The organism is Stenotrophomonas sp. IS26 (assembly GCF_054188265.1).
The window spans coordinates 214368-236595 of sequence record NZ_JBSZJV010000004.1 but is presented as its reverse complement, the minus strand read 5'-3'; the positions used below and the strand labels follow the sequence as shown (position 1 = coordinate 236595).

Genomic DNA, 22228 nt, shown 5'->3' with positions numbered 1-22228 from the left:
GTTGGTTTACCAGACCAGGTCGTCGGGCACCTGGTACTGCGGATCGGCATACGGATCTTCACCGGCCGGCGCATCCGGATCGACCTTCAGCGCCACCGACGGTGCGAACACCGCTTCGGCTTCGGCCAGCACCGCGGCAGTCACCAGCACATAGCGGCCGTTCTGCTGCAGCACGCCGAGCTCGCCGGCATTGAGTGCCCTGAGCTGGTCGGCGGTGACGTAGATACGCTTGATCTTGCCGCCGTACGGGAAGTGGCGCGCGATGTCGGCCGCTTCAGCGTTGAGGGACTTGCCTTCCAGCAGGACCTCCAGCTTGGCCTTGGCTTCGCGACGCAGACGGGCTTCTTCCTGCTTCAGGCGCTCGGCCTCGATACGGTCGTCTTTTTCCTTCTGCGCACGGATCGCATACGCCTTGGCGAGGTCGATGTCCTCGCGCGAGCGCGGCTTGCCGGGTGCGCCCTGCGGCGGGCGGGCACCAGCGGGGCGGCCCTTGCCCTGCGGGCGGCGCTCGCCGTCGCGGGCGGGCCGCTGGCCCTCGCCGGGCTTGCCGGCCGGGCGCGCGCCCTGCGGCTTGCCGGCCGGGCGGCCATCGCGGCGCGCGTCGGGTCGACGATCCGGCTTGCGGTCGTTGGTTCGTTCGGGTTTGGGCGCGGCTTTGAAGCCAAGGCCCAGCAGCTGGTCGCGGAGAGTATCGCTCATGACGTCAGATCAGTAGTGCGGCGGCGGCGGCTCTTCGGCCGAATCGGAATACAACGCGGTGCGGACCTTGCCGAGGTCTTCGAGCAGGATGCGGGTCAGGTCGGCATTGCGGTTGCCTTCCATGCGCGCATCGGCCAGGGCCTCGCTCAGTTCGGCCAACGCCTGCTCCTGGAAGGAGACGCGCATTTCCAGCTCGATCAGGCGTGCTTCCAGTGCCTGTTCGCGCTCGGAGGGTGTGGACTCATGCATTCAACGAACGTCCCCGGCCAATGCCGTAATAAGCCAGGCCCGCGGCTTCGATGTCCTGCGGGTCGTACAGATTGCGGCCGTCGAACACGACCGCATCGTTGAGCATTTCACGCAGGCGGACGAAATCCGGGCTGCGGAACTGCTTCCATTCGGTCACCACGACCAGCGCATCGGCGCCCTCGAGGGCGTCATAAGCGTTGTCGCAGAACACCAGATCATCGCGCTCACCGAAAATGCGGCGCGCTTCTTCGGTCGCTTCAGGATCGTAGGCGCGCACCTGCGCACCGGCCTCCCACAGCTGCGCCAGCAGGCGGCGGCTGGAGGCTTCACGCATGTCATCGGTGTTGGGCTTGAACGCCAGGCCCCACACCGCGAAGGTCTTGCCGCGCACGCCTTCATCCTCGCCACGGTCGTAGTGGCGCTGGATCAGGGCGTACAGATGGCCCTTCTGGTGTTGGTTGACGGCTTCGACCGCGTTCAACAGCTTCGGCTCATGGCCGTACTGCTGGGCGGTCCGGGCCAGCGCCTGCACATCCTTGGGGAAGCACGAGCCACCGTACCCGGCGCCGGGGTAGATGAAGTGCCAGCCGATGCGCGGATCCGAGCCGATGCCCTGGCGGACCTGCTCGATATCGGCACCGACCTTCTCGGCGATGTTGGCGATTTCGTTCATGAACGAAATCTTGGTCGCCAGCATCGCGTTGGCCGCGTACTTGGTCAGCTCCGCCGAGCGCACGTCCATCTCCACCACGCGGTCGTGGTTGCGGTTGAACGGCGCATACAGGCGGCGCATCAGCGCGACCGATTCGGGATTGGACGCGCCCACCACGATGCGGTCCGGCCGCATGCAGTCGGCGACCGCGTCACCTTCCTTGAGGAATTCGGGGTTGGAGACCACGTCGAACGCGATCTCCACGCCGCGGTCGGCCAGCGCCTGCGCGATGGCCTCACGGACTTTGTCGGCCGTGCCTACCGGCACGGTCGATTTGTTCACCACCACCACCGGCACGGTGATGTGCCGGCCGATGGTGCGGGCCACGGCCAGCACGTACTGCAGGTCGGCACTGCCGTCCTCGTCCGGTGGCGTGCCCACGGCAATGAAGATCACCTGGCCATGCGCGATCGCGGCGGCGGCGTCGGAGGTGAAGGTCAACCGCGACGCATCGTGGTTGGCCTTGACCATCGGCTCCAGGCCGGGCTCATAGATCGGAACGATCCCGTTGTTGAGGCCGTCGACCTTGGCCTGGTCGATATCGACACAGATCACCTGGTGGCCAACCTCGGCCAGGCAGGTACCCGTGACAAGACCGACGTAGCCGGTACCGAAAATCGCAACGCGCATGGGCGGTGGTGCTCCAGATCCGTTACGGCAGAACGTTCAGCAGCTCAACGTCGAACGTCAGCGTCGCGTTCGGACCGATCGGGCCACCCGGGGTGCCCTGCTCGCCATAGGCCAGCTCGCCCGGAATCCAGAAGCGGTACTTCGAGCCGGTCGGCATCAGCGAAACGCCTTCGGACCACCCCTTGATCACCTGGTCCAGACCGAACTCGATCGGCTGGCCACGCTGGTAGCTGCTGTCGAACACGGTGCCGTCGAGCAGCTTGCCTTCGTAGTTCACGCGCACCTTGCTGGTCGGCATCGGGCGCTCGCCCGAACCCGGGCGCAGCACCTGGTACTGCAGGCCCGAGGCGGTGGTCACCACGCCCGGCGCGGTCTTGTTCTTGGCCAGGAAGTTGTTGCCATCCACGCGGTTGGTACCGGCCTGGGCGGCGGACTTGGCGTCCATTTCAGCCTGCTTGCCCTTCATGAAGCCTTCCAGCGTGGCCTTGGCCTGCTCGGCGCTCATCTTCGGAGTGCCGTTGTTGAAGGTGGTGCTGACCGCATCGAACAGCGCGTCCAGGTCCAGATCGTCCTTCAGCGGTGCCAGCGACGGGCCCACGGCGAAGCTGCCCAGCATCAGGCCGACCTTTTCACGGTCCACCTTCGGCGGCGCGGTGCCCGGCGCAACGCCCGGAACCGGCTGGCCGCTCTTGGCCATCACGGCCTGGCGCAGGGCGGCATCGGTCTTCTGCGCCTCTTCCTGGCTGATCAGCGGCTGCTTGCCTTCAAAGGCATTGGTCACACCGCGACGCAGGGCGGCCAGGTCGATCTCGCTGGAGATCGGACCGAACGAATTGGCCACATCGATACCGATGGCGTAGCCGAGCTTTTCCCGTTGGGTGTTCAAAGTGGAAGTCTCCTTGACAGCCGCGCGGGCGGCTGGTTGTTGCGACATCGCGGTACCGGTGGCACCCATCGCCAGAATCAGAACCGACGCCGCGGCGCCGCGCATTCCCATCTTCATTCGCTGCATTCCTGGAAGTGACTGGACGCCGACGTCGGCGCGAAAGCAACCATTGTCGCACGCGCGTCCGAGATGTCGATATCGTCAGCGCGTGTTGGTGGTGACAGAGAGTTCACGTTCGATCGCCGCCACCAGCTTCGGATCGTCCGGCGTGACCTTGCTCGGGAACTGCGCTACCACCCGGCCATCGCGGCCGATCAGATACTTGTGGAAGTTCCAGCCCGGGGACACGCCCGTGGCGGTGGCGAGACTGCGGTACAGCGGCGTCGCTTCCGGCCCGGTCACCACCACCTTCTGGAACATCGGGAACTTCACGCCGTAGGTCAGCGTGCAGAACTCCTGGATCTGGCTCTCATCGCCCGGCTCCTGACCCTTGAAGTCGTTGGAGGGGAAGCCCAGCACCGAGAAACCACGCGCGGCGTACTTGCGCTGCAGCGCCTCCAGGCCTTCGTACTGCGGGGTGAAACCGCACTTGCTGGCCGTATTGACCACCAACAGCACCTTGCCACCGTACTGCTTGGCCAGATTGACCTCGCCCTTGCCGGCCAGCGGGCGGTAGCTCACATCCAGCAGATCGGCCGCCTGGGCCGACGCGCCCACCAGCAGGCTGGCCGCCAGCAACAGCAGGGACCAAGGCGCCCGGCGCGCAGCGCGGTCGCGACGGACAGACGACAGAGACACGTGGTGCATCGCGACACTCCAAAGTGGGGACAACGAGGGGGTGAACGGGCCTGGCAAGGGCTGCCAAGGCTGCGGCGGGCACTATATCACCGGTGTTTTTGCCGCCGGACGCCGCCGGTCCGCCGGTTTCAGGCACACGCCAGCAACGCGGTCGCAGCGCCCCATGCAGGGCGCGGGCCCAGCGCATTCGGGGGCTGCTTTGCCGCGTTTGGCGGTGTCGGTTGCGGTAGCGGGCATCCGCATCCCATTGCCTGAATGCGCTTACGGCTTGCCATACCATTGACATCAATGAATGTGCGCTGGCGCATGTCGACGTCGCGCATCCAACAAACATCCTTTCCATTCAAAGACTTGGGAGATTCCGGACGGGGCCGTCAGGCCCCTGCCATCAGTTGGGTATCGCGCCCTGTTGATCTTCGGCGTGCCGGTGTTATAGTTGCATACAACACCAGTCACCTAGACAGGGGAAGCCCATGAACCGCATGCGCCACCGCCACGCCGCCAAAGCCGTCACCGCCGCCTCGGCGCTGCTCCTGCTCGGCTGGTTCGGCCTCCCCTCCGGTGACGCTGGCAGCCCTGCCAGCGCCGATGTGTTTGAAGGCCCGCAGGACGCAGGCGTCATCGAGGCAGGGACCGCCAACGGCGCCCCCACGCCCCCCCGCCGGCTGCACAGCTCCCTGTCCATGCCTTACTTCTCATTCGCGCAGTCGCTGAACCCACGGAGCTGACCATGAGCGATATTCAATGGAGCGATGGTGCTCCGATCTACCGCCAGCTGAAAGAGCGCGTGATCGCCATGATGCTTGACGGCATCATCAAGCCCGGCGACGCCCTGCCTTCGGTCCGGCAGGTTGCCGCCGAGTACCAGCTCAACCCCATCACCGTATCGCGCGCCTACCAGGAACTGGCTGATGAAGGCCTGGTCGAAAAGCGCCGCGGCCTGGGCATGTTCATGACCGAGGAAGCGGCCACGCAGCTGCGCAGCAGCGAGCGCGACCGGTTCCTCAATGAAGAATGGCCGCTGGTCCTGGAGCGCATCCAGCGCCTGGGCCTGAACCTCGACGAATTGCTGCCCCAGGGGAAATCCTCATGAATGCCGTTGCAAGTGATGTCGTCATTTCCGCTCGAGGCCTGCGCAAGGCCTATAAACAGACCGTGGCGCTGGACAACACCAGCTTCACGATCGCGCCCGGCCGCATCACCGGCCTGATCGGCCCCAACGGCGCCGGCAAGACCACCCTGCTCAAGGCGCTGCTCGGCCTGACCTCGGTGGAAGGCGAGCTGCGCGTGCTCGGGCTGGACCCGACCGAACAGCGCAATGCCCTGATGAACGATGTGTGCTTCATCGCCGACGTGGCGGTGCTGCCGCGCTGGATGAAGGTGCGCGAGGCGATCGATTTCGTCGCCGGCACCCATCCGCGTTTCGACCGGGCGCGCTGCGAGCGCTTCCTGGCCTCCACCAAGCTGCATCCCAAGCAGCGCGTGCGCGAACTGTCCAAGGGCATGATCGTGCAGCTGCACCTGGCCCTGGTGATGGCCATCGATGCCAAGGTGCTGGTGCTGGACGAGCCGACCCTGGGCCTGGACATCCTGTACCGCAAGGAGTTCTACCAGCGTCTGCTGGAGGACTACTTCGATGAGCAGAAGACGATCATCGTCACCACCCACCAGGTGGAAGAGATCGAGCACATCCTCACCGATGTGATGTTCATCCGTGATGGCCGCATCGTGCTCACCACCGATATGGAAGACATCGGCGAGCGCTATACCGAAGTGCTGGTGTCGGCCGATGCCGTCGAGGCCGCGCGCGCACTCAAGCCGATCGACGAACGCGCCCTGCCCTTCGGCAAGACCGTGCTGCTGTTCGACGGGGTGCCACGCGCCCAGCTCACGCCCTTGGGGGAAATCCGCAGCCCGGGGCTGGCGGATCTGTTCGTGGCCATCATGAAGGGAACCTACGCATGAACACCGTCAACCACCCCATCAGCAAGGCCAGTTCGTTCAAGTGGCTGCTCAAGCGTGAGTACTGGGAAAACCGTGGCGGGTTCCTGTATGCGCCGGTGATCGCCGGTGGCATCTCGCTGGTGATGAGCCTGCTCGGCATCGTGTTCGGCCTGGTGGCCATGCACCGTGCGGTCAAGAGTGGCGGCCTCCACCTCAACGACGAAAACGTCAGCATCAACGGACTGGACCTGAGCCTGCTGACCAGCAAGCTCGATGCCAAGAACCTGCATGACCTGGCCAACGGCCTGGATCTGACCCTGATCCTGAGCTCGGGCTGGCCGCTGATCGTGCTCGCCTTCGTGGTGTTCTTCTACTGCCTGGGCGCCCTGTACGACGACCGTCGCGATCGCAGCATCCTGTTCTGGAAGTCGCTGCCGCTGTCGGATACGTCCACCGTCCTGTCCAAGGCGCTGAGCGCGTTGTTGATCGCCCCGATCATCGCGGTGATCGCCTCGGCCCTGACCATGTTCGGCTTCCTGGTGATGATCTCGATCGTGGTGATCGCTCACGGCGGCGACCCGATGATGTTGATCTGGGGACCGGCCAGCCCGCTGACCATCATCGCCGGCCATCTGTCCTGGATCCCGGTCTACCTGCTCTGGGCGTTGCCGACCGTCGGCTGGCTGCTGCTGTGCTCGGCGTGGGCCAAAACCAAGCCGTTCCTGTGGGCGGTGATGCTGCCGCTGTTCGCCGGCATCATCGTCAGCACCACCAAGGTGATGACCCTGTTCGACCTGACCGGCGGCTGGTTCTGGAAGCACATCGTGGGCCGCCTGCTGCTCAGCGCGGTCCCGGCCAGCGACCAGTTCTACCGCGGCGAGTCGATGTTCAGCGGCAACGGCAACATGGACAACCTGGTCAACGAACTGGGCCCGAGCCACCAGCTGGCTACCTTCGCCATGCCGGAACTGTGGATCGGTGCCGCCGTCGGCGTGGTGTTCCTGTTCCTGGCCATCCGCCTGCGCCGCCGCGCCGGCGAAATCTGATCCCTGCCCTTCACTGAGGAGCCACCCATGATCCGCACGCTCGCTGTTGCTTCCCTGTTGTTGCTGCCGCTGACCGCGCTCGCCAATGAGCCGCAGTGCAAGTTCAACGAAGCCCGTGACCTGAAGCTCGACCTGGCCGGCGCCAAGGCGGTGGTGTTCGAAGTGAACCAGCACGACCTGGTGCTGCAGGCCGGGCCGGGTGCGGCCCAGCTCGGGGGGCGCGCCTGCGCCTCCAATGCGGATTGGCTGCGCGAACTGACCGTGACCCAGCAGAAGGTCGGCGACAAGCTGGTCGTCCGCCTGCAGCGCGACGCCCGCAACACGCTCACCATCAGCGGCAGCAGCTATGCCTACCTGGACATGCGCGGCACCGTACCGGACTCGATCCTGGTCCAGCTCAAGGTCGGCTCCGGCGATGCCAGCGTCACCGGTGCGCACTCGCTGAGCGCCGACGTCGGCTCGGGTGACATCAAGGTTCAGCAGATCAAAGGCCTGGTGACCGCAGCGGTCGGCTCGGGCGATGTCATCCTCGACGGTGCCGGTGCGCTGAACCTGCTGTCGGTCGGTTCCGGCGATTTCAAGGCCCGCAACATCCGCGGCGATGCCAAGGTCGGCACGATCGGCTCGGGCGACTTCGAGCTGGATACCGTGGGTGGCAACGTCGAGATCGGCGTGGTCGGCTCCGGTGATACCGATGTGCGCAAAGCCAAGGGCAACGTGCGCGTCGGCACCGTCGGCTCCGGCGACACCGACCTGCGCGATATCGGCGGCAGCGTCACCGTGGACCGCCATGGCTCCGGCGATGTCACCGCGCGCGATGTCGGCGGCGACCTGCGCGTGGCCAACAGCGGCAGCGGCGACATCCGCCACAGCAACGTGCGCGGCCGGGTGGAACTGCCGCGCGGCAAGTAAGCCTCTCTTCTCCTCTGACGGATACGCATCATGACGACTCGACTGCTGCTGCCTGCCCTGCTGTTGTGCCTGCCGATCGCAGCCTGTACCGCCCCCGACAGTGGCAAGGGCAAGGCGCCCGCCGACCAGAGCGCCGCCGCCCCGGCGACCAGCACGCTGGATACCGATGGCATCGGCAAGACCGTGCAGGAGGCCACCGAGAAGGCCCGCCGGGAGATCAGCCAGGGCAACATTTCCATCGCCAACGGGAAGACCCCGAAGGCGGAGATCAGCCCGCAGGGCGACCTGCTCATTGATGGCAAGGCCGTTACCGTGGATGCCCACCAGCGTGCGCTGCTGCTGGACTACCGCAAGCAGGTCGAGCAGCTGGCCAGTGCCGGCATGGAGATCGGCGTGGCCGGTGCCAATCTCGGCGTGAAGGCGGCCGGCGAAGCCATCAAGGGCATGTTCTCCGGCGACACCCAGGGCATCGAGGCGCGCGTGAACGACGAGGCCAGGAAAATCGAGGACCAGGCCAAGAAGCTGTGCGGGCTGCTACCCGGCATGATGGTGAAGCAGCAGGCGCTGGCCGCTGCGCTGCCGGCCTTCCAGCCCTACGCAACGATGGACCAGAGCGACATCGACGACTGCGGCAAGTAATCCCGGCACTGCCTGCGACGATGCGTCGCAGGCAGGCCCTTCCCGGCGCCGGAGGACTACAATCCCCCTTCCCGTCGCATGCGTTGCCTGCTCATGAAGAAGCTGAGTCTGTTGCTGTTCGCCCTGTTCTGCCTGGTCGCCACCGGTTGCGATCAGGAGTACCGCAATCACCGCGCCGAGCGCAGCAAGCCGAAGATCACCGTCAGCGACGGCATGGTCACCGTGCGCCGCGCGCCTGCGCCGAACATCATCATCCTGCCCAACGGGCACATGAAGATCGATGAGATCGAGATTCCGCTCAACGAAGAGCAGCAGGCGATGCTGCAGGGCATGTTCGGCCAGCTGCAGGTGCTGCGCCAGAACACCCTGACCGACGCCCCGCCGGACCCGGCCAAACGCTCGGTGAAGATCCAGGTCCCCGAGGGCATGCAGCCGATCCCGCCGGACCTGATCACGAAGATTCCGGAATTCAAGGACTACACCGAAACCTTCGGCAACCTGCAGGCCGCTCGCCACTGAGTGTGTGCGCGAGCCCCGCAGTGACCGGCAGGCCCCTGGGCAAATGTCCCCCGTCCGCCGCCTGGCGGCGACGGCCTCCTCCTTGATTTTGCCCTGGGGCCCGCCGGCCGCTACGGGGCTCACGCACAAAAAAACGGGCCGCTCGGCCCGTTTTTCGTTTCAGGTAGGGCGAGCGGTCAACCGCCCCCGCCTCCACCGCCATGGATGCCACCGGCAGTCAGTGCCGCCGGATCCAGCAGCCTGCGCAGTTCGGCTTCGGACAGGCCACTGTCTTCCTTGGCCACGTCCAGCACCGGGCGTTGTTCCTTGTAGGCGCGCTTGGCAATTGCCGCCGCCTTCTCGTAGCCGATGATCGGGTTCAAGGCGGTCACTAGGATCGGGTTGCGATCCAGTGCCTCGCGGACGCGATCCTCGCGCACCTTCAACCCGGCGATCGCGGTATCGGCGAGCAGACGGGTGATGTTGGCCAGCAGATGGATGCCATCAAGCAGGTTGGCCGCGATCAGCGGCAGCGTCACGTTCAACTGGAAGTTGCCGGTCTGGCCGGCCACGGTGATCGCGGTGTGGTGGCCGATCACCTGGGCGCACACCATCACGGTAGCTTCGGGAATCACCGGATTGACCTTGCCCGGCATGATCGAGCTGCCCGGCTGCAGCGCCGGCAGTTCGATCTCGCCCAGCCCGGCCAGCGGCCCGGCATTCATCCAGCGCAGGTCGTTGGCGATCTTGATCAGCGCCACGGCCAACGCGTTGAGCTGGCCGGACAGTTCGACCGCATCGTCCTGTGCGGCGAGGCCTTCGAATTTGTTTTCCGCGCTGTCGAACTTGATGCCGGTCTGCTGCTTGAGCTGCTTGGCCACCAGCGCGCCGAAGCGCGGGTCGGCATTGATGCCGGTGCCGATCGCCGTGCCACCCAATGGCAGGCGACGCAGCCGCTTGAGGCTGTCTTCGATCCGATCCTGGGCCGAGAACAACTGCGCCGACCACGCGCCGAATTCCTGTTCGAAGGTCAGCGGCATCGCATCCATCAGATGGGTGCGGCCGGTCTTGACCACCTTGCGCAGTGCGCGGCCGCGCTTGTCGATGGTCTTGCGCAGGTGCACCAGCGAAGGCAGCAGCTGCTCATGCACGCCCAGCAGCGCGGAGACACGCAGCGCGGTGGGAATCACATCGTTGGAGCTCTGCCCCTGGTTGACGTGATCGTTGGGATGCACCGCGGTCTTGCCGGCCTTGCCCGCGCGGTTGGCGAGCGTGGCGATGACCTCGTTGGCATTCATGTTCGAGGAGGTGCCCGAACCGGTCTGGTACACATCGATCGGGAAGTGCGCGTCGTGGCGGCCGTCGGCAACGTCCGCCGCCGCCGCTTCGATGGCCTTGCCGATGTTGCGCGGCAGATGGCCCAGCTCGACATTGACGTTCGCCGCAGCGCCTTTGACCAGGCCGAGCGCGCGGATGAAGCCACGCGGCATACGTTGGCCCGACACCGGGAAATTATCGACGGCGCGCTGGGTCTGCGCGCCCCACAATGCATCGGCGGGCACCTGCAGCTCGCCCATGCTGTCGTGTTCAATCCTGAAACCCTTGCTCATTGCTTCAACTCCGCACATCTTTCGTGGATGAAAGGGAACCTGCGGCTGGCAACGGGCCTGATTCCCTGGCTGGCGGCTCGCATCACGATACTCCCAAGCGCCGTTGAAACCCAAGGCCGCGATGGATCGGCTAGACTCGGGATTCGCTTCCATTCAGACAGCCTGCCGCCCCCATGGGTGACGATCCCGACAGTAGTACCGGGCGTGCCGCCGCGCACGCACCGATGACCGCCCTCGCCGCCCCGGCGACCGCGGGTACCCCTCGCCCCTGGCAGCGCCGCTGCGGGGCCGCGAATGATCGGCAACCTCCTGCTCCTTGCGCTGGCGCTGCTGCTGGTGGTGCTCAACGGTTTCTTCGTGGCCGCCGAGTTCGCGCTGGTCAAGCTGCGCCACACCCAGGCCGTGGGCCTTGCGGAAAAAAACGGCTGGCGTGGGCGCCTGCTGCTCAACGTGCACGCGCACCTGGATGCGTATCTGTCCGCCTGCCAGCTGGGCATCACGCTGTCCTCGCTGGGCCTGGGCTGGGTGGGTGAACCGGCGTTCGCGCATCTGCTGCAGCCGCTGTTCGATACGCTGGGGTTGACCCCGGAAGCCTCGCGCCTGACCGCTTTCATCATCGCCTTCAGCATCATCTCGTTCCTGCACATCGTGCTGGGCGAACTGGCGCCGAAGTCGATGGCGATCCGCCGCCCGGAAGCGATGTCACTGTGGACGGCCGCACCGTTGTACCTGTTCTACTGGGCGATGTACCCGGCCATCTGGCTGCTCAACAACAGCGCCAACGCGCTGCTGCGCCTGGCCGGCTGGGGGGATGTGGAGCACACCTCGCACCGTTATTCACGCGAGGAGCTCAAGCTCATCGTGGGCCGCCAGCAGCCCACCGGCAGCGCGCCGGACCAGGACCTCACCCTGATGAGCCACGCCCTGGAACTGCCCGAACTGGTGGCCGGCGACCTGATGCGCTCACGCGACCATATGCGTTCGTTCCGCGACGGGATGAGCCTGGCCGACGTGATGGCCGAGTTCGCCGAGAGCCGCTACAGCCGCTACCCGTGGTTCGACCGCGACGGCGAGGAAGTGCTCGGCATCCTGCACATGAAGGACCTGCTGGTGGAAATCGCCCGCGGCAACCCAACCGACGATCTGCGCCCGCTGCTGCGCCCGGCCAACCTGATCGCGCTGGAGACCCCGGTGCCGCTGGTGCTGGAACGCTTCCGCACCGGCACCACCCACCTGGCACTGTGCGTGGAAGAACACGGCCGCATCCTGGGCTACTTCACCCTGGAAGACCTGCTGGAAGTGGTGGTCGGCGATATCGAGGACGAGCACCCGCATGTCGTCAAGGACGCCCCGACCCGCGGCGCGGACGGCACCCTGCTGGTGGCCGGCTCGACCTCCATCTTCCGGCTGGAGCGCCTGCTGGGGCATGACCTGAGCGCGCCGGACCACCTCAATTCGGTCGGCGGGCTGATCGTGCACCAGCTCCAGCGCCTGCCCGAGGAAGGCGAGCAGCTGGAGATCGACGGGCACCTGTTCACGATCAAGCGCATGGCCGGGCACCGTATCCAGGCGGTGACGGTGCGCATGGCACAGGCCGAGGACGCCGGGGCAGCGTAGAATGACGGCCCCCGCTGCCACCGATCTGCGCCCTGCCATGTCCGAATTCGCCCTGCTCGCCCTGTCCCCGCTCGATGGCCGCTACGCCGGCAAGGTCGACGCCCTGCGCCCGATCTTCTCCGAATACGGCCTGATCAAGGCCCGCGTGAAGGTGGAAGTGGAATGGCTGCTGGCACTGGCCAATGAGCCGGGCATCGTCGAACTGGCCCCGTTCTCGGCCGCTGCCACCGCGCGCCTGCGGGCCCTGGCCGATGACTTCGCCCCGGCCCACGCCGCGCGGGTGAAGGAGATCGAGCGCACCACCAACCACGACGTCAAGGCCGTGGAGTACTTCATCAAGGAGCAGCTCACCGCCGATGCCGAGCTGGGCCCGGCGCTGGAGTTCGTGCATTTCGCCTGTACCAGCGAAGACATCAACAACCTCAGCTACGGCCTGATGCTTGAGCAGGCCCGCCGCGAGGTGCTGCTGCCGTCGCTGGACAACATCGCCGGCGTGCTGCGCGCCCTGGCCCACGCCCAGGCTGCCCAGCCGATGCTGTCGCGCACCCACGGCCAGACCGCCTCGCCGACCACCCTGGGCAAGGAAGTGGCCAACGTCGTGGCCCGTCTGGAGCGCCAGCGCCGCCAGATCGCCGCAGTGGAGCTGACCGGCAAGATCAACGGCGCGGTGGGCAACTACAACGCGCACGTCATCGCCTACCCCGACGTTGACTGGCCGGCCTTCGCCCAGCGCTTCGTGGAAAGCCTCGGCCTGGTGTTCAATCCGTACACCACCCAGATCGAGCCGCACGACAACGTCGCCGAGATCGGCGATGCCGCGCGCCGCGCCAACATCATCCTGATCGATCTGGCCCGCGACGTCTGGGGCTATATCTCGCTGGGCTACTTCAAGCAGAAGCTCAAGGAAGGCGAAGTCGGCTCCTCGACCATGCCGCACAAGGTCAACCCGATCGATTTCGAAAACGCCGAAGGCAACTTCGGCATCGCCAACGCCCTGTTCGAGCATTTCAGCGCCAAGCTGCCGATCAGCCGCTGGCAGCGTGACCTGACCGACTCCACCGTGCTGCGTGCGGTCGGCACCGCGTTCGGCCACACCCAGGTCGCCCTGGACTCGTTGGCCAAGGGCCTGGGCAAGCTGACCGTGAACCCGGAACGCCTGGACGCCGACCTGGACGCCGCGTGGGAAGTGCTGGCCGAAGCCGTGCAGACCGTCATGCGCCGCCACGGCCTGCCCAACCCTTACGAACAGCTCAAGGCCCTCACCCGTGGCCAGGGCATCACCACCGAATCGATGCAGGCCTTCGTCGAATCCCTGGAGCTGCCGGCCGACGCCAAGCAGAGCCTGCGCGCCCTGACCCCGGGCGGCTACATCGGCCTGGCGGCGGACCTGGCCAAGGCGATCTGAAGGCATGGGCGCGGCACCGTCGCGCCCCCCAATACCCGTCTATACGCTGCAAGGATCTCCCCCATGGCCGCACGCAAGACCAAAACCCCCGTCATCGACATCCAGGCCCGCCCCGGCCTGCCGCTGGGCATGCCCGCCGCCACCTTCCTGCGCGATTACTGGCAGAAGCGCCCGCTGCTCATCCGTGGCGCCTTCCCGGATTTCGAAACCCCGGTGCAGCCCGAAGACCTCGCCGGTCTGGCCTGTGAAGAAGGCGCGCTGTCGCGCCTGATCACGCACGATCGCGCCACCGATGGCTGGAGCGTGCGCACCGGCCCGTTCCAGGAAGAGGAATTCCCCGGCATGCCCGACCACGACTGGACCCTGCTGGTCCAGGACGTGGACAAGTGGGACGCCGACGTGCGCGCCCTGATCAGCCACTTCAACTTCCTGCCGCGCTGGCGCATGGATGACGTGATGATCAGCTTCGCCGCCACCGGCGGCTCGGTCGGCGCCCATGTGGACCAGTACGATGTCTTCCTGCTGCAGGCCCATGGCCATCGCCGCTGGCAGATCGACGCCAGCGAATCCATCAAGGGCAAGCGCCCGCCGCTGGACTTCCGCGACGACGTCGAACTCAAGCTGCTGCGCCGCTTCAAGCCGACCCACGACTGGGTGCTGGCCCCGGGCGACATGCTCTACCTGCCGCCGAATGTGCCGCACAACGGCGTCGCCGAAGACCCCTGCCTGACCTTCTCTTTCGGCATGCGCGCCCCGGCCTCCGCCGAGCTGATCAGCGACTACCTCGATACCCTGATCGAGGGTGCCGACGAGTCCATCCGCTACCAGGATCCGGACCTGAAGGTGCCTGAAGATCCGAACGAAATCGACGTGGTCTCGATGAACCGCGTGGTCGAAGCGCTCAACGCCATCCGCATGAACGATCCGGACAGGCTCGGCGACTGGTTCGGCCGCTTCATCACCACCTACCGCGCCGCCGGGGAAGTGATGGCGCACGGCGAACCGCTGCCGCGCGAAGAAATCGAAGCCGCACTGGGCGCAGGCGTGGAACTGCAGCGCCACCCGTGGGCGCGGCTGGCCTGGCGTCGTGCCAAGCGCGGTGCCAGCCTGTACTGCAGCGGCCTGGACTTCGCCCTGCCGGTCAAGGATGCGCAGGTGCTGGCCGGCGCCGAACAGATCGGCGCGGCGCTGTACCAGAAGCTCTCGGCCAAGGGCCGCGATGCCGTGCAGGCGCTGGTCGCCGGCGGCTTCTACCAGCTGGTGGACGATGCCGGGTTCGAGGACGAAGACGACTACGTCGCCGAGTACGACATCGTCGACGGCACCGACGCGGTCGAGGTCATCGATGACGAGGCCATCCAGGCCGATGTGCACGAGGTCACCATTCATGACGACGGCATCGAAGTGATCGTCGATTTCGACGACAGCGACGAGACCGACGGCAAGGACGAGCCCCCGCGCGGCTGATCCGCCCGCCCGCCATGGCCGCCTCCGGTTTCCAGGTTGACGTGGTCGATTACCCGGCGCAGCACGCCGCGCTGCACCGGGTGCGGTTCACCGTGTTCGTCGAGGAACAGCAGGTACCGGCCGAGCTGGAGATCGACGCGCTCGATCCCCTGAGCGTGCACGTGCTGGCCCGGGACACCGACGGCACGCCGATCGGTGCTGGCCGGCTCACCCCGGATGGCCGGATCGGCCGGATGGCGGTGCTTGCGGCATGGCGCGGCAAAGGCGTTGGCGACGCCCTGCTGCAGGCCCTGATCGAGCAGGCCCGGGCCCGTGGCTGGCGCGAGGTCGGGCTGCATGCGCAGCTGCCGGCCCGCGTGTTCTACACCCGGCAGGGCTTCCTGCCCGAGGGCGAGGTGTTCGAAGAGGCCGGCATCGCCCACCAGCACATGCGCCTGGCCCTGTCCGGGGCGGTCGCGATCGACCGGGCCGAGGACGCCGTGGCGATCACCACCGCGCTGGTCCACCGCGCCCGCCGCCAGCTCTGGATCCACAGCCGCCAACTCGACCCCGGCCTGCTTGATGCACCGCCGGTGCTGGAGGCGCTGCGCCGCTACGCCACCGCCCGCCACGACAAACAGGCCTGGCTGATCGTCCACGACAGCGCCGCCATCCGTCAGGCCGGCTCGCCCCTGTTGACCCTGCTGCAGCGCCTGCCGAGCGTCTTCCGGGTGCGCGAAGCAAGCGATCCGATCGACCGCGCCACGGCATCGGCCTGTCTGCTCAATGACGCCGGCGACTACTACTTTCGTCTGAGTGGCCACCGCTTCGACGGTGAGGCGGGTTTGTCCCAGCCGGCACGTTCACGACCGTTGCAGGACGGTTTGCAGCGCGTATGGGAACGTTCGCGTGATTGCAGCGAACTGCGCGCACTGGGCCTGTAGCTCACCCCACGCTCCCGAACCTGTCTGGGAATGACACCGCGGTCCCCGCACTGGCCCGTACGGTGCCCCTTCCTGTCTCGATGGGGGTACAATTTGGGGTGTTAGATACCGCCCGCGCAGGGCTATTCACTTTTCCCTGCCGGATCATCGAAGCCTTACCCCACAAGCGAATCCGACTCTCCATCGTGGACAATCAACTGAAGCAGTTTGCGCAATCTTCGCAGCTCGCCGGCGGCAACGCCTCCTATATCGAGGATCTGTACGAGCAGTACCTCGTTTCTCCGGACAGTGTCGATCCCAAATGGAAGACCTACTTCGACGGCTTCCAGGGCCGCGAAGCCGGTGATATTCCGCATTCGGCCGTCATCGCCCACATTGCCGACGCCGCCAAGAATGCCGTCAAGAGCGGCACCGCCGCCGGTGCCGGCGACGAGCGCGAGCGCAATGTCGGCCGCCTGATCACCGCCTACCGTTCGCGTGGCCACATGGCCGCCCGCCTGGACCCGCTGAGCCTGACCGCGCCGACCAATCCGCCGGATCTGGGCCTGCCGTTCCACAGCCTGTCGGAAAGCGACCTGGGCAGTGAGTTCAGCACCGGCGGTGTCGCCGGGCAGCCGCGCATGAAACTGCGCGACCTGCTGGAGCGCCTGAAGAAGACCTACACCGGCTCGATCGGTGCGGAATTCATGCACATCTCCGAGGTCGAGCAGCGCCAGTGGCTGTACCAGCGCCTGGAACTGGCCGGTGGCAACTACAACCTGGATGCCGATACCCAGCGCCGCACCCTGGAGCGCCTGACGGCTGCCGAGGGTCTGGAGCGCTACCTGCACACCAAGTACGTCGGCCAGAAGCGCTTCTCGCTGGAAGGCGGCGATGCGCTGATCCCGATGATGGACACCATCATCCGTGACGCTGGCAAGGATGGCGTCAAGGACGTGGTGATCGGCATGGCCCACCGCGGCCGCCTGAACGTGCTGGTCAATACACTCGGCAAGAGCCCGCGCAAGCTGTTCGACGAGTTCGAAGGCAAGTTCGAGCACGATGACCACGCCTCCGCCGGCGACGTGAAGTACCACATGGGCTTCTCCGCCGACGTCTCCACCCCGGGCGGCGCCGTCCACCTGGCGCTGGCGTTCAACCCGTCGCACCTGGAAATCGCCGATCCCGTCGTGGCCGGCAGCGTGCGCTCGCGCCAGGAACGTCGTGGCGATACCGCCCGCAAGCAGGTGATGCCGATCCTGATCCACGGCGACGCGGCCTTCTCCGGCCAGGGCGTGGTGATGGAGCTGTTCCAGATGTCCCAGGCCCGCGGCTTCGCCGTCGGTGGCACGGTGCACATCGTGGTCAACAACCAGGTCGGTTTCACCACCTCCAACCCGCTGGATACGCGCTCCACGCGCTACGCCACCGACGTGGCCAAGATGATCGCCGCCCCGGTGCTGCACGTGAATGGCGACGATCCGGAAGCCGTGGTGTTTGCTGCCCAGCTGGCCTTCGAGTTCCGCCAGAAGTTCGCCAAGGACGTGGTCATCGATCTGATGTGCTACCGCCGTTGGGGCCATAACGAGGCCGACGAACCGGCGATCACCCAGCCGCTGATGTACCAGGTGATCCGCAAGCACCAGACCACCCGCGAGCTGTACGCCGCGGCGCTGGAAGCTGCCGGCGTGATCGAAGCCGGTGGCGGCAAGGCGCTGGTCGATGCCTACCGCAACAAGCTCGATGCCGGCGAAGTCACCACCGAGCTGGCCCAGGTCGAAAAGACCCCGGCCACCAGCAAGATGTACGTGGATTGGCCCAAGCTGCTCAACGGCAAGCTCTCCGACGCGGTCTCCACCGCGGTCGGCATGGAGAAGGTCAAGCAGCTGGCGCAGATGATCAACACCGTGCCTGAAGGCGTGGAACTGCACTCGCGCGTGGCCAAGGTCTATGACGACCGCCGCAAGATGGCCGCCGGCGAGATCCCGGGCGACTGGGGCTTTGCCGAGAACCTGGCCTACGCCACGATCCTCGACGAAGGCAACAACCTGCGCCTGGTCGGCCAGGACGTGGGCCGCGGTACGTTCACGCACCGCCACGCGATCCTGCACGACCAGAAGACCGACAACTACTACCTGCCGCTGCGCCAGCTGGTCGAGTCGCCGGAACAGGCCACCATCATCGATTCGCTGCTCAGCGAAGAAGCGGTGATGGCCTATGAGTACGGCTTCTCCACCACCGATCCGAACACCCTGTGCATCTGGGAAGGCCAGTTCGGCGATTTCGCCAACGGCGCCCAGGTCGTGATCGATCAGTTCATCGCCGCCGGCGAAGCCAAGTGGGGCCGCATCACCGGCCTGACCCTGCTGCTGCCGCACGGTTACGAAGGCCAGGGCCCGGAGCACAGCTCCGCGCGCCTGGAGCGCTTCCTGCAGCTGTGCGCACTGGAGAACATGCTGGTGTGCGTGCCGTCGACCCCGGCGCAGGCGTACCACATGCTGCGTCGCCAGATGCGCATGACCACCCGCAAGCCGCTGATCGTGATGTCGCCCAAGTCGCTGCTGCGCCACAAGCTGGCCGTGTCGACCCTGGAGGAACTGGCCAACGGCGAGTTCCAGCACCTGATCGGCGATGCCAACGCAGACGCCAAGAAGGTCAAGCGCGTGGTGCTGTGCTCGGGCAAGGTCTACTACGACCTGCTGGAAGACCAGACCAAGCGTGGCCAGGACGATGTCGCCATCATCCGCGTGGAGCAGCTGTATCCGTTCCCGCGCGTGGCACTGGCAGCAGAACTGAAGAAGTACGGCAAGGCGGCCGATGTGGTGTGGTGTCAGGAAGAACCGCAGAACCAGGGTGCCTGGTACCAGATCCGTCACCACCTGCAGGCGTGCCTGGCCGATGGCCAGAGCATCCATTACGCGGGCCGCGCCCGTTCGGCATCGCCGGCCGCTGGACACATGGCTGACCACATCATCGAACAGCAGAAGCTGATCGCCGATGCCCTGGTCAACCCGTTCAACGACTCGGTCGCTGAATAACTCTCCCCCTCATTCTAGAAAAGACAAACCAGGAAGCTCCCGCATGGCCACCGAAGTCAAAGCCCCGGTACTGCCCGAATCCGTCGCCGACGGCACCATCGCCACCTGGCACAAGAAGGTCGGCGATGCCGTCAAGCGCGATGAAAACCTGCTTGATCTGGAAACCGACAAGGTCGTCCTGGAAGTGCCGTCGCCGGTCGACGGCGTGCTGAAGGAGATCAAGTTCGAGGTGGGCGCCACCGTGACCTCCAGCCAGGTTGTGGCGATCATCGAAGAAGGCGCCGTGGCCGATGCTCCGGCACCGGCCGCGGAAGAGAAGAAGGCCGAGGCCGCACCGGCCAAGGCGGCTGCTCCGGCTGCTGCCGCCGCGCCGGCACCGGCGGCCAAGTCCGCTGCCGATTCGCTGCCCCCGGGCGCCCGCTTCACCGCCATCACCGAAGGCGTGAACCCGGCCGACGTGGACGGCACCGGCCGCCGCGGCGCGGTGACCAAGGAAGACATCGTCAACTTCGCCCGCAACGGTGGCGCCGGCAAGTCCGGTGGCGCACGTCCGGAAGAACGCGTTCCGATGACCCGCATCCGCAAGCGCATCGCCGAGCGTCTGATGCAGTCCAAGAACGGCACCGCGATGCTGACCACCTTCAACGAGGTCGACCTGTCCAAGGTCTCGGCCGCGCGCAAGGATCTGCAGGACGAGTTCGTCAAGGCCCACGGCATCAAGCTGGGCTTCATGAGCTTCTTCGTGAAGGCCGCCGCCAACGCGCTGCAGCGCTTCCCGCTGGTCAATGCCTCGATCGATGGTGACGACATCATCTATCACGGCTACTCGGACATCTCGATCGCCGTGTCGACCGAGAAGGGTCTGGTGACCCCGGTCCTGCGCAACGTCGAGCGCATGTCGTTCGCCGACATCGAAAAGACCATCGCCGACTACGCCAAGAAGGCCCGTGACGGCAAGCTGAGCCTGGAAGAACTGCAGGGCGGCACCTTCACCGTGACCAACGGCGGCACCTTCGGCTCGCTGCTGTCGACCCCGATCATCAACCCGCCGCAGAGCGCCATCCTGGGCATGCACGCCATCAAGGAGCGTCCGATCGCCCAGAACGGCCAGGTCGTGATCGCGCCGATGATGTACCTGGCGCTGTCCTACGATCACCGCATCATCGATGGCAAGGACTCGGTCCAGTTCCTGGTGGACATCAAGAACCAGCTGGAAAACCCGGGCCGCATGCTGTTCGGCCTGTAAGACCTCCCACCCCTCCGCGCCTGCGCGGAGGGGTTCTGGTAAAGAAACAAGGAATATCTCAATGGCTGAACAATTCGACGTCGTCGTCATCGGTGCCGGCCCGGCCGGCTACCATGCCGCCATCCGCGCCGCGCAGCTGGGTCTGAAGACCGCCTGCATCGACGCTGCGCTGGGCAAGGACGGCAAGCCGGCCCTGGGCGGCACCTGCTTGCGCGTGGGCTGCATCCCGTCCAAGGCGCTGCTGGATTCCTCGCGCCAGTTCTGGAACATGGGCCACATCTTTGGCGACCACGGCATCAGCTTCAAGGACGCCAAGATGGACGTCGAGGCGATGGTTGGCCGCAAGGACAAGATCGTCAAGCAGTTCACCGGCGGCATCGCCATGCTGTTCAAGGCGAACAAGGTCACCGCGTATTACGGTTTCGGTGAGCTGCAGCCGGGCAACATCGTCAAGGTGAAGCAGCACGACGGCTCGGAAGTCGAGCTGAAGGGCACCAACGTCATCATCGCCGCCGGTTCGGATTCGATCGAACTGCCGTTTGCCAAGTTCGACGGCGAGACCATCGTCGACAACGTCGGCGGCCTGGACTTCACCGAAGTCCCCGCCCGCCTGGCCGTGATCGGTGCCGGCGTGATCGGCCTGGAACTGGGCAGCGTCTGGAAGCGCCTCGGTTCGGAAGTGACCATCCTGGAAGCCCTGCCGGACTTCCTGGCGGCCGCCGATGCCGAAGTGGCCAAGACCGCCTTGAAGGAATTCAAGAAGCAGGGCCTGGACATCCGCCTGGGCGCCAAGGTCTCCAAGGCCGAGGTGACCGGCAAGGGCAAGAAGAAGGAAGTCGCCCTGACCTACACCGATGGTGAAGGCGAGAAGAGCCTGATCGTGGACAAGCTGCTGGTGGCCGTTGGCCGTCGCGCCGCCACCAAGGGCCTGCTGGCCGAAGGTACCGGCGTCAAGATCAACGAGCGTGGCCAGATCGAAGTGGACGCGCACTGCCACACCGGCGTCAATGGCGTCTGGGCGGTCGGTGACTGCGTGCGCGGCCCGATGCTGGCGCACAAGGGCTTCGAGGAAGGCATCGCCGTGGCCGAGCTGATCGCGGGCCTGCCGGGCCACGTCAACTTCGACACCATCCCGTGGGTGATCTACACCGAGCCGGAGCTGGCCTGGGTCGGCAAGACCGAGCAGCAGCTCAAGGACGAAGGCATCCCGTACAAGGCGGGCAGCTTCCCGTTCGCCGCCAACGGCCGTGCCGTGGCGATGATCGAGCCGACCGGCTTCGTGAAGGTCCTGGCGCATGCCGAGACCGATCGCATCCTGGGCATGCACCTGGTTGGCGCGAATGTCTCCGAGCTGGTGCACGAAGGCGTGCTGACCATGGAGTTCAGCGGTTCGGCCGACGACCTGGCGCGCATCTGCCACGCCCACCCGTCGCTGTCGGAAGTGGTGCATGACGCCGCCATGGCCGTGAGCAAGCGCGCGATCCACAAGGCCAACTGAGCCGTGTTGGTGGCGTAACAAAAAACCCCGCCTCGGCGGGGTTTTTTGTGGGCGACAGGTACTGTGCCGGCCGCTGGCCGGCTCCACGCCATCGGTAGTGCCGGCCGCTGGCCGGCTCCACGCCATCCCGACAGAAGAGCAGCCGGCCAGCGGCCGGCACTACCCGATCGCGGTGTTGTTCAGGCCGTCGCCGGGCGCCCGCCACCCAGGACCCGCGCCGGCAGCATGAGCAGCGCGCCCAGGAACGCGAACAGTGCCGAGAAGGTGATGCCCACCAGCCGGAACGGCAGGCTCAACAGCCACACGAACGGCCACGCCACCAGGGCCAGAACCGCCAGCGGCCAGCACAGCACGAACAGCAGGCACCACACCCCCAAGGCGAACAGGGTCTTCATCGCACGTCTCCGTTGGCGGCACCCTGCCGCCCGGAGA

21 protein-coding genes are annotated in these 22228 nt (G+C 66.2%); 14 read left to right on the top strand and 7 right to left on the bottom strand.

From position 1 onward, the window contains the following. Positions 1–6 precede the first annotated feature (6 nt). The 5 genes from ACW6W5_RS06340 to ACW6W5_RS06320 all read right to left on the bottom strand — a co-directional run bounded on the left by ACW6W5_RS06340 (position 7) and on the right by ACW6W5_RS06320 (position 3983). Entirely contained in the window at positions 7–699 is a 693-nt protein-coding gene (locus tag ACW6W5_RS06340; RefSeq protein ID WP_121037920.1) for a DUF2058 domain-containing protein, read from the bottom strand. A 9-nt stretch (positions 700–708) separates the two neighbouring features. After that, positions 709–948 carry a SlyX family protein gene (locus ACW6W5_RS06335; protein ID WP_019185948.1) on the bottom strand — a complete coding sequence of 80 codons (240 nt, stop codon included), beginning with the start codon at positions 946–948 and terminating at the stop codon, positions 709–711. Next, positions 941–2290: a UDP-glucose dehydrogenase family protein gene (locus tag ACW6W5_RS06330; protein WP_152152625.1), complete on the bottom strand. Its 1350-nt coding sequence runs from the start codon at positions 2288–2290 to the stop codon at positions 941–943. Before ACW6W5_RS06330 ends, ACW6W5_RS06335 begins: the two co-directional genes overlap by 8 nt. A 22-nt stretch (positions 2291–2312) precedes the next feature. Continuing rightward, on the bottom strand, positions 2313–3293 hold the full coding sequence (locus tag ACW6W5_RS06325) for an FKBP-type peptidyl-prolyl cis-trans isomerase (RefSeq protein WP_121037926.1): 981 nt from the start codon (positions 3291–3293) through the stop codon (positions 2313–2315). An 84-nt stretch (positions 3294–3377) separates the two neighbouring features. Further along, positions 3378–3983: a glutathione peroxidase gene (locus tag ACW6W5_RS06320; RefSeq protein WP_152152627.1), complete on the bottom strand. Its 606-nt coding sequence runs from the start codon at positions 3981–3983 to the stop codon at positions 3378–3380. 464 nt (positions 3984–4447) lie between these two features. On the opposite strand from ACW6W5_RS06320, the gene ACW6W5_RS06315 reads away from it, so the two are divergent. The 7 genes from ACW6W5_RS06315 to ACW6W5_RS06285 all read left to right on the top strand — a co-directional run bounded on the left by ACW6W5_RS06315 (position 4448) and on the right by ACW6W5_RS06285 (position 9034). After that, positions 4448–4702, top strand: a complete 255-nt coding sequence (locus ACW6W5_RS06315) for a hypothetical protein (protein WP_152152629.1) — start codon at positions 4448–4450, stop codon at positions 4700–4702. Between the two features lie 2 nt (positions 4703–4704). Further along, complete coding sequence (locus tag ACW6W5_RS06310; protein ID WP_019185943.1) at positions 4705–5067, top strand: GntR family transcriptional regulator; 363 nt, start codon at positions 4705–4707, stop codon at positions 5065–5067. Then, positions 5064–5939 (top strand): ABC transporter ATP-binding protein, encoded by an 876-nt coding sequence (locus ACW6W5_RS06305; RefSeq protein ID WP_121037935.1) that lies wholly within the window; start codon positions 5064–5066, stop codon positions 5937–5939. Before ACW6W5_RS06310 ends, ACW6W5_RS06305 begins: the two co-directional genes overlap by 4 nt. Beyond that, positions 5936–6964 (top strand): hypothetical protein, encoded by a 1029-nt coding sequence (locus ACW6W5_RS06300; RefSeq protein WP_152152630.1) that lies wholly within the window; start codon positions 5936–5938, stop codon positions 6962–6964. Before ACW6W5_RS06305 ends, ACW6W5_RS06300 begins: the two co-directional genes overlap by 4 nt. 27 nt (positions 6965–6991) lie before the next feature. Next, positions 6992–7876, top strand: coding sequence for a DUF4097 family beta strand repeat-containing protein (locus ACW6W5_RS06295; RefSeq protein WP_152152632.1), 885 nt, complete (start codon positions 6992–6994; stop codon positions 7874–7876). Between the two features lie 30 nt (positions 7877–7906). Beyond that, on the top strand, positions 7907–8515 hold the full coding sequence (locus ACW6W5_RS06290) for a DUF2884 family protein (protein ID WP_121037944.1): 609 nt from the start codon (positions 7907–7909) through the stop codon (positions 8513–8515). A gap of 93 nt (positions 8516–8608) precedes the next feature. After that, positions 8609–9034, top strand: a complete 426-nt coding sequence (locus tag ACW6W5_RS06285) for a hypothetical protein (RefSeq protein WP_121037947.1) — start codon at positions 8609–8611, stop codon at positions 9032–9034. A 176-nt stretch (positions 9035–9210) separates the two neighbouring features. Here ACW6W5_RS06285 and ACW6W5_RS06280 read toward each other — a convergent pair whose 3' ends face one another. Then, positions 9211–10623 carry a class II fumarate hydratase gene (locus tag ACW6W5_RS06280; RefSeq protein WP_152152634.1) on the bottom strand — a complete coding sequence of 471 codons (1413 nt, stop codon included), beginning with the start codon at positions 10621–10623 and terminating at the stop codon, positions 9211–9213. 294 nt (positions 10624–10917) lie between these two features. On the opposite strand from ACW6W5_RS06280, the gene ACW6W5_RS06275 reads away from it, so the two are divergent. The 7 genes from ACW6W5_RS06275 (at position 10918) to lpdA (ending at position 21796) form a co-directional block, all read left to right on the top strand. Next, positions 10918–12240 carry a hemolysin family protein gene (locus ACW6W5_RS06275; protein ID WP_121037953.1) on the top strand — a complete coding sequence of 441 codons (1323 nt, stop codon included), beginning with the start codon at positions 10918–10920 and terminating at the stop codon, positions 12238–12240. 37 nt (positions 12241–12277) lie between these two features. Next, entirely contained in the window at positions 12278–13645 is a 1368-nt protein-coding gene (gene purB / locus ACW6W5_RS06270) for an adenylosuccinate lyase (RefSeq protein WP_123730904.1), read from the top strand. 63 nt (positions 13646–13708) lie between these two features. Continuing rightward, positions 13709–15112: a ribosomal protein uL16 3-hydroxylase gene (locus tag ACW6W5_RS06265; protein WP_152152636.1), complete on the top strand. Its 1404-nt coding sequence runs from the start codon at positions 13709–13711 to the stop codon at positions 15110–15112. Positions 15113–15126: 14 nt separating this feature from the next. Further along, positions 15127–16035, top strand: coding sequence for a GNAT family N-acetyltransferase (locus ACW6W5_RS06260; RefSeq protein ID WP_152152638.1), 909 nt, complete (start codon positions 15127–15129; stop codon positions 16033–16035). A 185-nt stretch (positions 16036–16220) separates the two neighbouring features. Next, complete coding sequence (locus ACW6W5_RS06255) at positions 16221–19052, top strand: 2-oxoglutarate dehydrogenase E1 component (RefSeq protein WP_121037962.1); 2832 nt, start codon at positions 16221–16223, stop codon at positions 19050–19052. 43 nt (positions 19053–19095) lie between these two features. Beyond that, on the top strand, positions 19096–20298 hold the full coding sequence (gene sucB / locus ACW6W5_RS06250; protein ID WP_121037965.1) for a dihydrolipoyllysine-residue succinyltransferase: 1203 nt from the start codon (positions 19096–19098) through the stop codon (positions 20296–20298). 61 nt (positions 20299–20359) lie between these two features. Beyond that, the gene (gene lpdA / locus ACW6W5_RS06245; protein WP_121037968.1) at positions 20360–21796 is read left to right on the top strand and encodes a dihydrolipoyl dehydrogenase; all 1437 of its coding nucleotides are present in this window, start codon (positions 20360–20362) and stop codon (positions 21794–21796) included. 179 nt (positions 21797–21975) lie between these two features. On the opposite strand, the gene ACW6W5_RS06240 is transcribed toward lpdA, so the two are convergent. Further along, positions 21976–22191, bottom strand: a complete 216-nt coding sequence (locus ACW6W5_RS06240) for a hypothetical protein (protein ID WP_152152640.1) — start codon at positions 22189–22191, stop codon at positions 21976–21978. Between the last annotated feature and the right edge of the window lie 37 nt (positions 22192–22228).

Coding starts and splice junctions, on each gene's coding strand:
- ACW6W5_RS06315 (WP_152152629.1), top strand. CDS start 4,448: ATGAACCGCATGCGCCACCGCCACGCCGCCAAAGCCGTCACCGCCGCC.
- ACW6W5_RS06290 (WP_121037944.1), top strand. CDS start 7,907: ATGACGACTCGACTGCTGCTGCCTGCCCTGCTGTTGTGCCTGCCGATC.
- lpdA (WP_121037968.1), top strand. CDS start 20,360: ATGGCTGAACAATTCGACGTCGTCGTCATCGGTGCCGGCCCGGCCGGC.
- ACW6W5_RS06305 (WP_121037935.1), top strand. CDS start 5,064: ATGAATGCCGTTGCAAGTGATGTCGTCATTTCCGCTCGAGGCCTGCGC.
- ACW6W5_RS06265 (WP_152152636.1), top strand. CDS start 13,709: ATGGCCGCACGCAAGACCAAAACCCCCGTCATCGACATCCAGGCCCGC.
- ACW6W5_RS06260 (WP_152152638.1), top strand. CDS start 15,127: ATGGCCGCCTCCGGTTTCCAGGTTGACGTGGTCGATTACCCGGCGCAG.
- ACW6W5_RS06275 (WP_121037953.1), top strand. CDS start 10,918: ATGATCGGCAACCTCCTGCTCCTTGCGCTGGCGCTGCTGCTGGTGGTG.
- ACW6W5_RS06295 (WP_152152632.1), top strand. CDS start 6,992: ATGATCCGCACGCTCGCTGTTGCTTCCCTGTTGTTGCTGCCGCTGACC.
- ACW6W5_RS06300 (WP_152152630.1), top strand. CDS start 5,936: ATGAACACCGTCAACCACCCCATCAGCAAGGCCAGTTCGTTCAAGTGG.
- ACW6W5_RS06240 (WP_152152640.1), bottom strand. CDS start 22,191: ATGAAGACCCTGTTCGCCTTGGGGGTGTGGTGCCTGCTGTTCGTGCTG.
- ACW6W5_RS06320 (WP_152152627.1), bottom strand. CDS start 3,983: ATGCACCACGTGTCTCTGTCGTCTGTCCGTCGCGACCGCGCTGCGCGC.
- ACW6W5_RS06285 (WP_121037947.1), top strand. CDS start 8,609: ATGAAGAAGCTGAGTCTGTTGCTGTTCGCCCTGTTCTGCCTGGTCGCC.
- ACW6W5_RS06340 (WP_121037920.1), bottom strand. CDS start 699: ATGAGCGATACTCTCCGCGACCAGCTGCTGGGCCTTGGCTTCAAAGCC.
- ACW6W5_RS06310 (WP_019185943.1), top strand. CDS start 4,705: ATGAGCGATATTCAATGGAGCGATGGTGCTCCGATCTACCGCCAGCTG.
- ACW6W5_RS06330 (WP_152152625.1), bottom strand. CDS start 2,290: ATGCGCGTTGCGATTTTCGGTACCGGCTACGTCGGTCTTGTCACGGGT.
- sucB (WP_121037965.1), top strand. CDS start 19,096: ATGGCCACCGAAGTCAAAGCCCCGGTACTGCCCGAATCCGTCGCCGAC.
- ACW6W5_RS06325 (WP_121037926.1), bottom strand. CDS start 3,293: ATGAAGATGGGAATGCGCGGCGCCGCGGCGTCGGTTCTGATTCTGGCG.
- ACW6W5_RS06335 (WP_019185948.1), bottom strand. CDS start 948: ATGCATGAGTCCACACCCTCCGAGCGCGAACAGGCACTGGAAGCACGC.
- purB (WP_123730904.1), top strand. CDS start 12,278: ATGTCCGAATTCGCCCTGCTCGCCCTGTCCCCGCTCGATGGCCGCTAC.
- ACW6W5_RS06280 (WP_152152634.1), bottom strand. CDS start 10,623: ATGAGCAAGGGTTTCAGGATTGAACACGACAGCATGGGCGAGCTGCAG.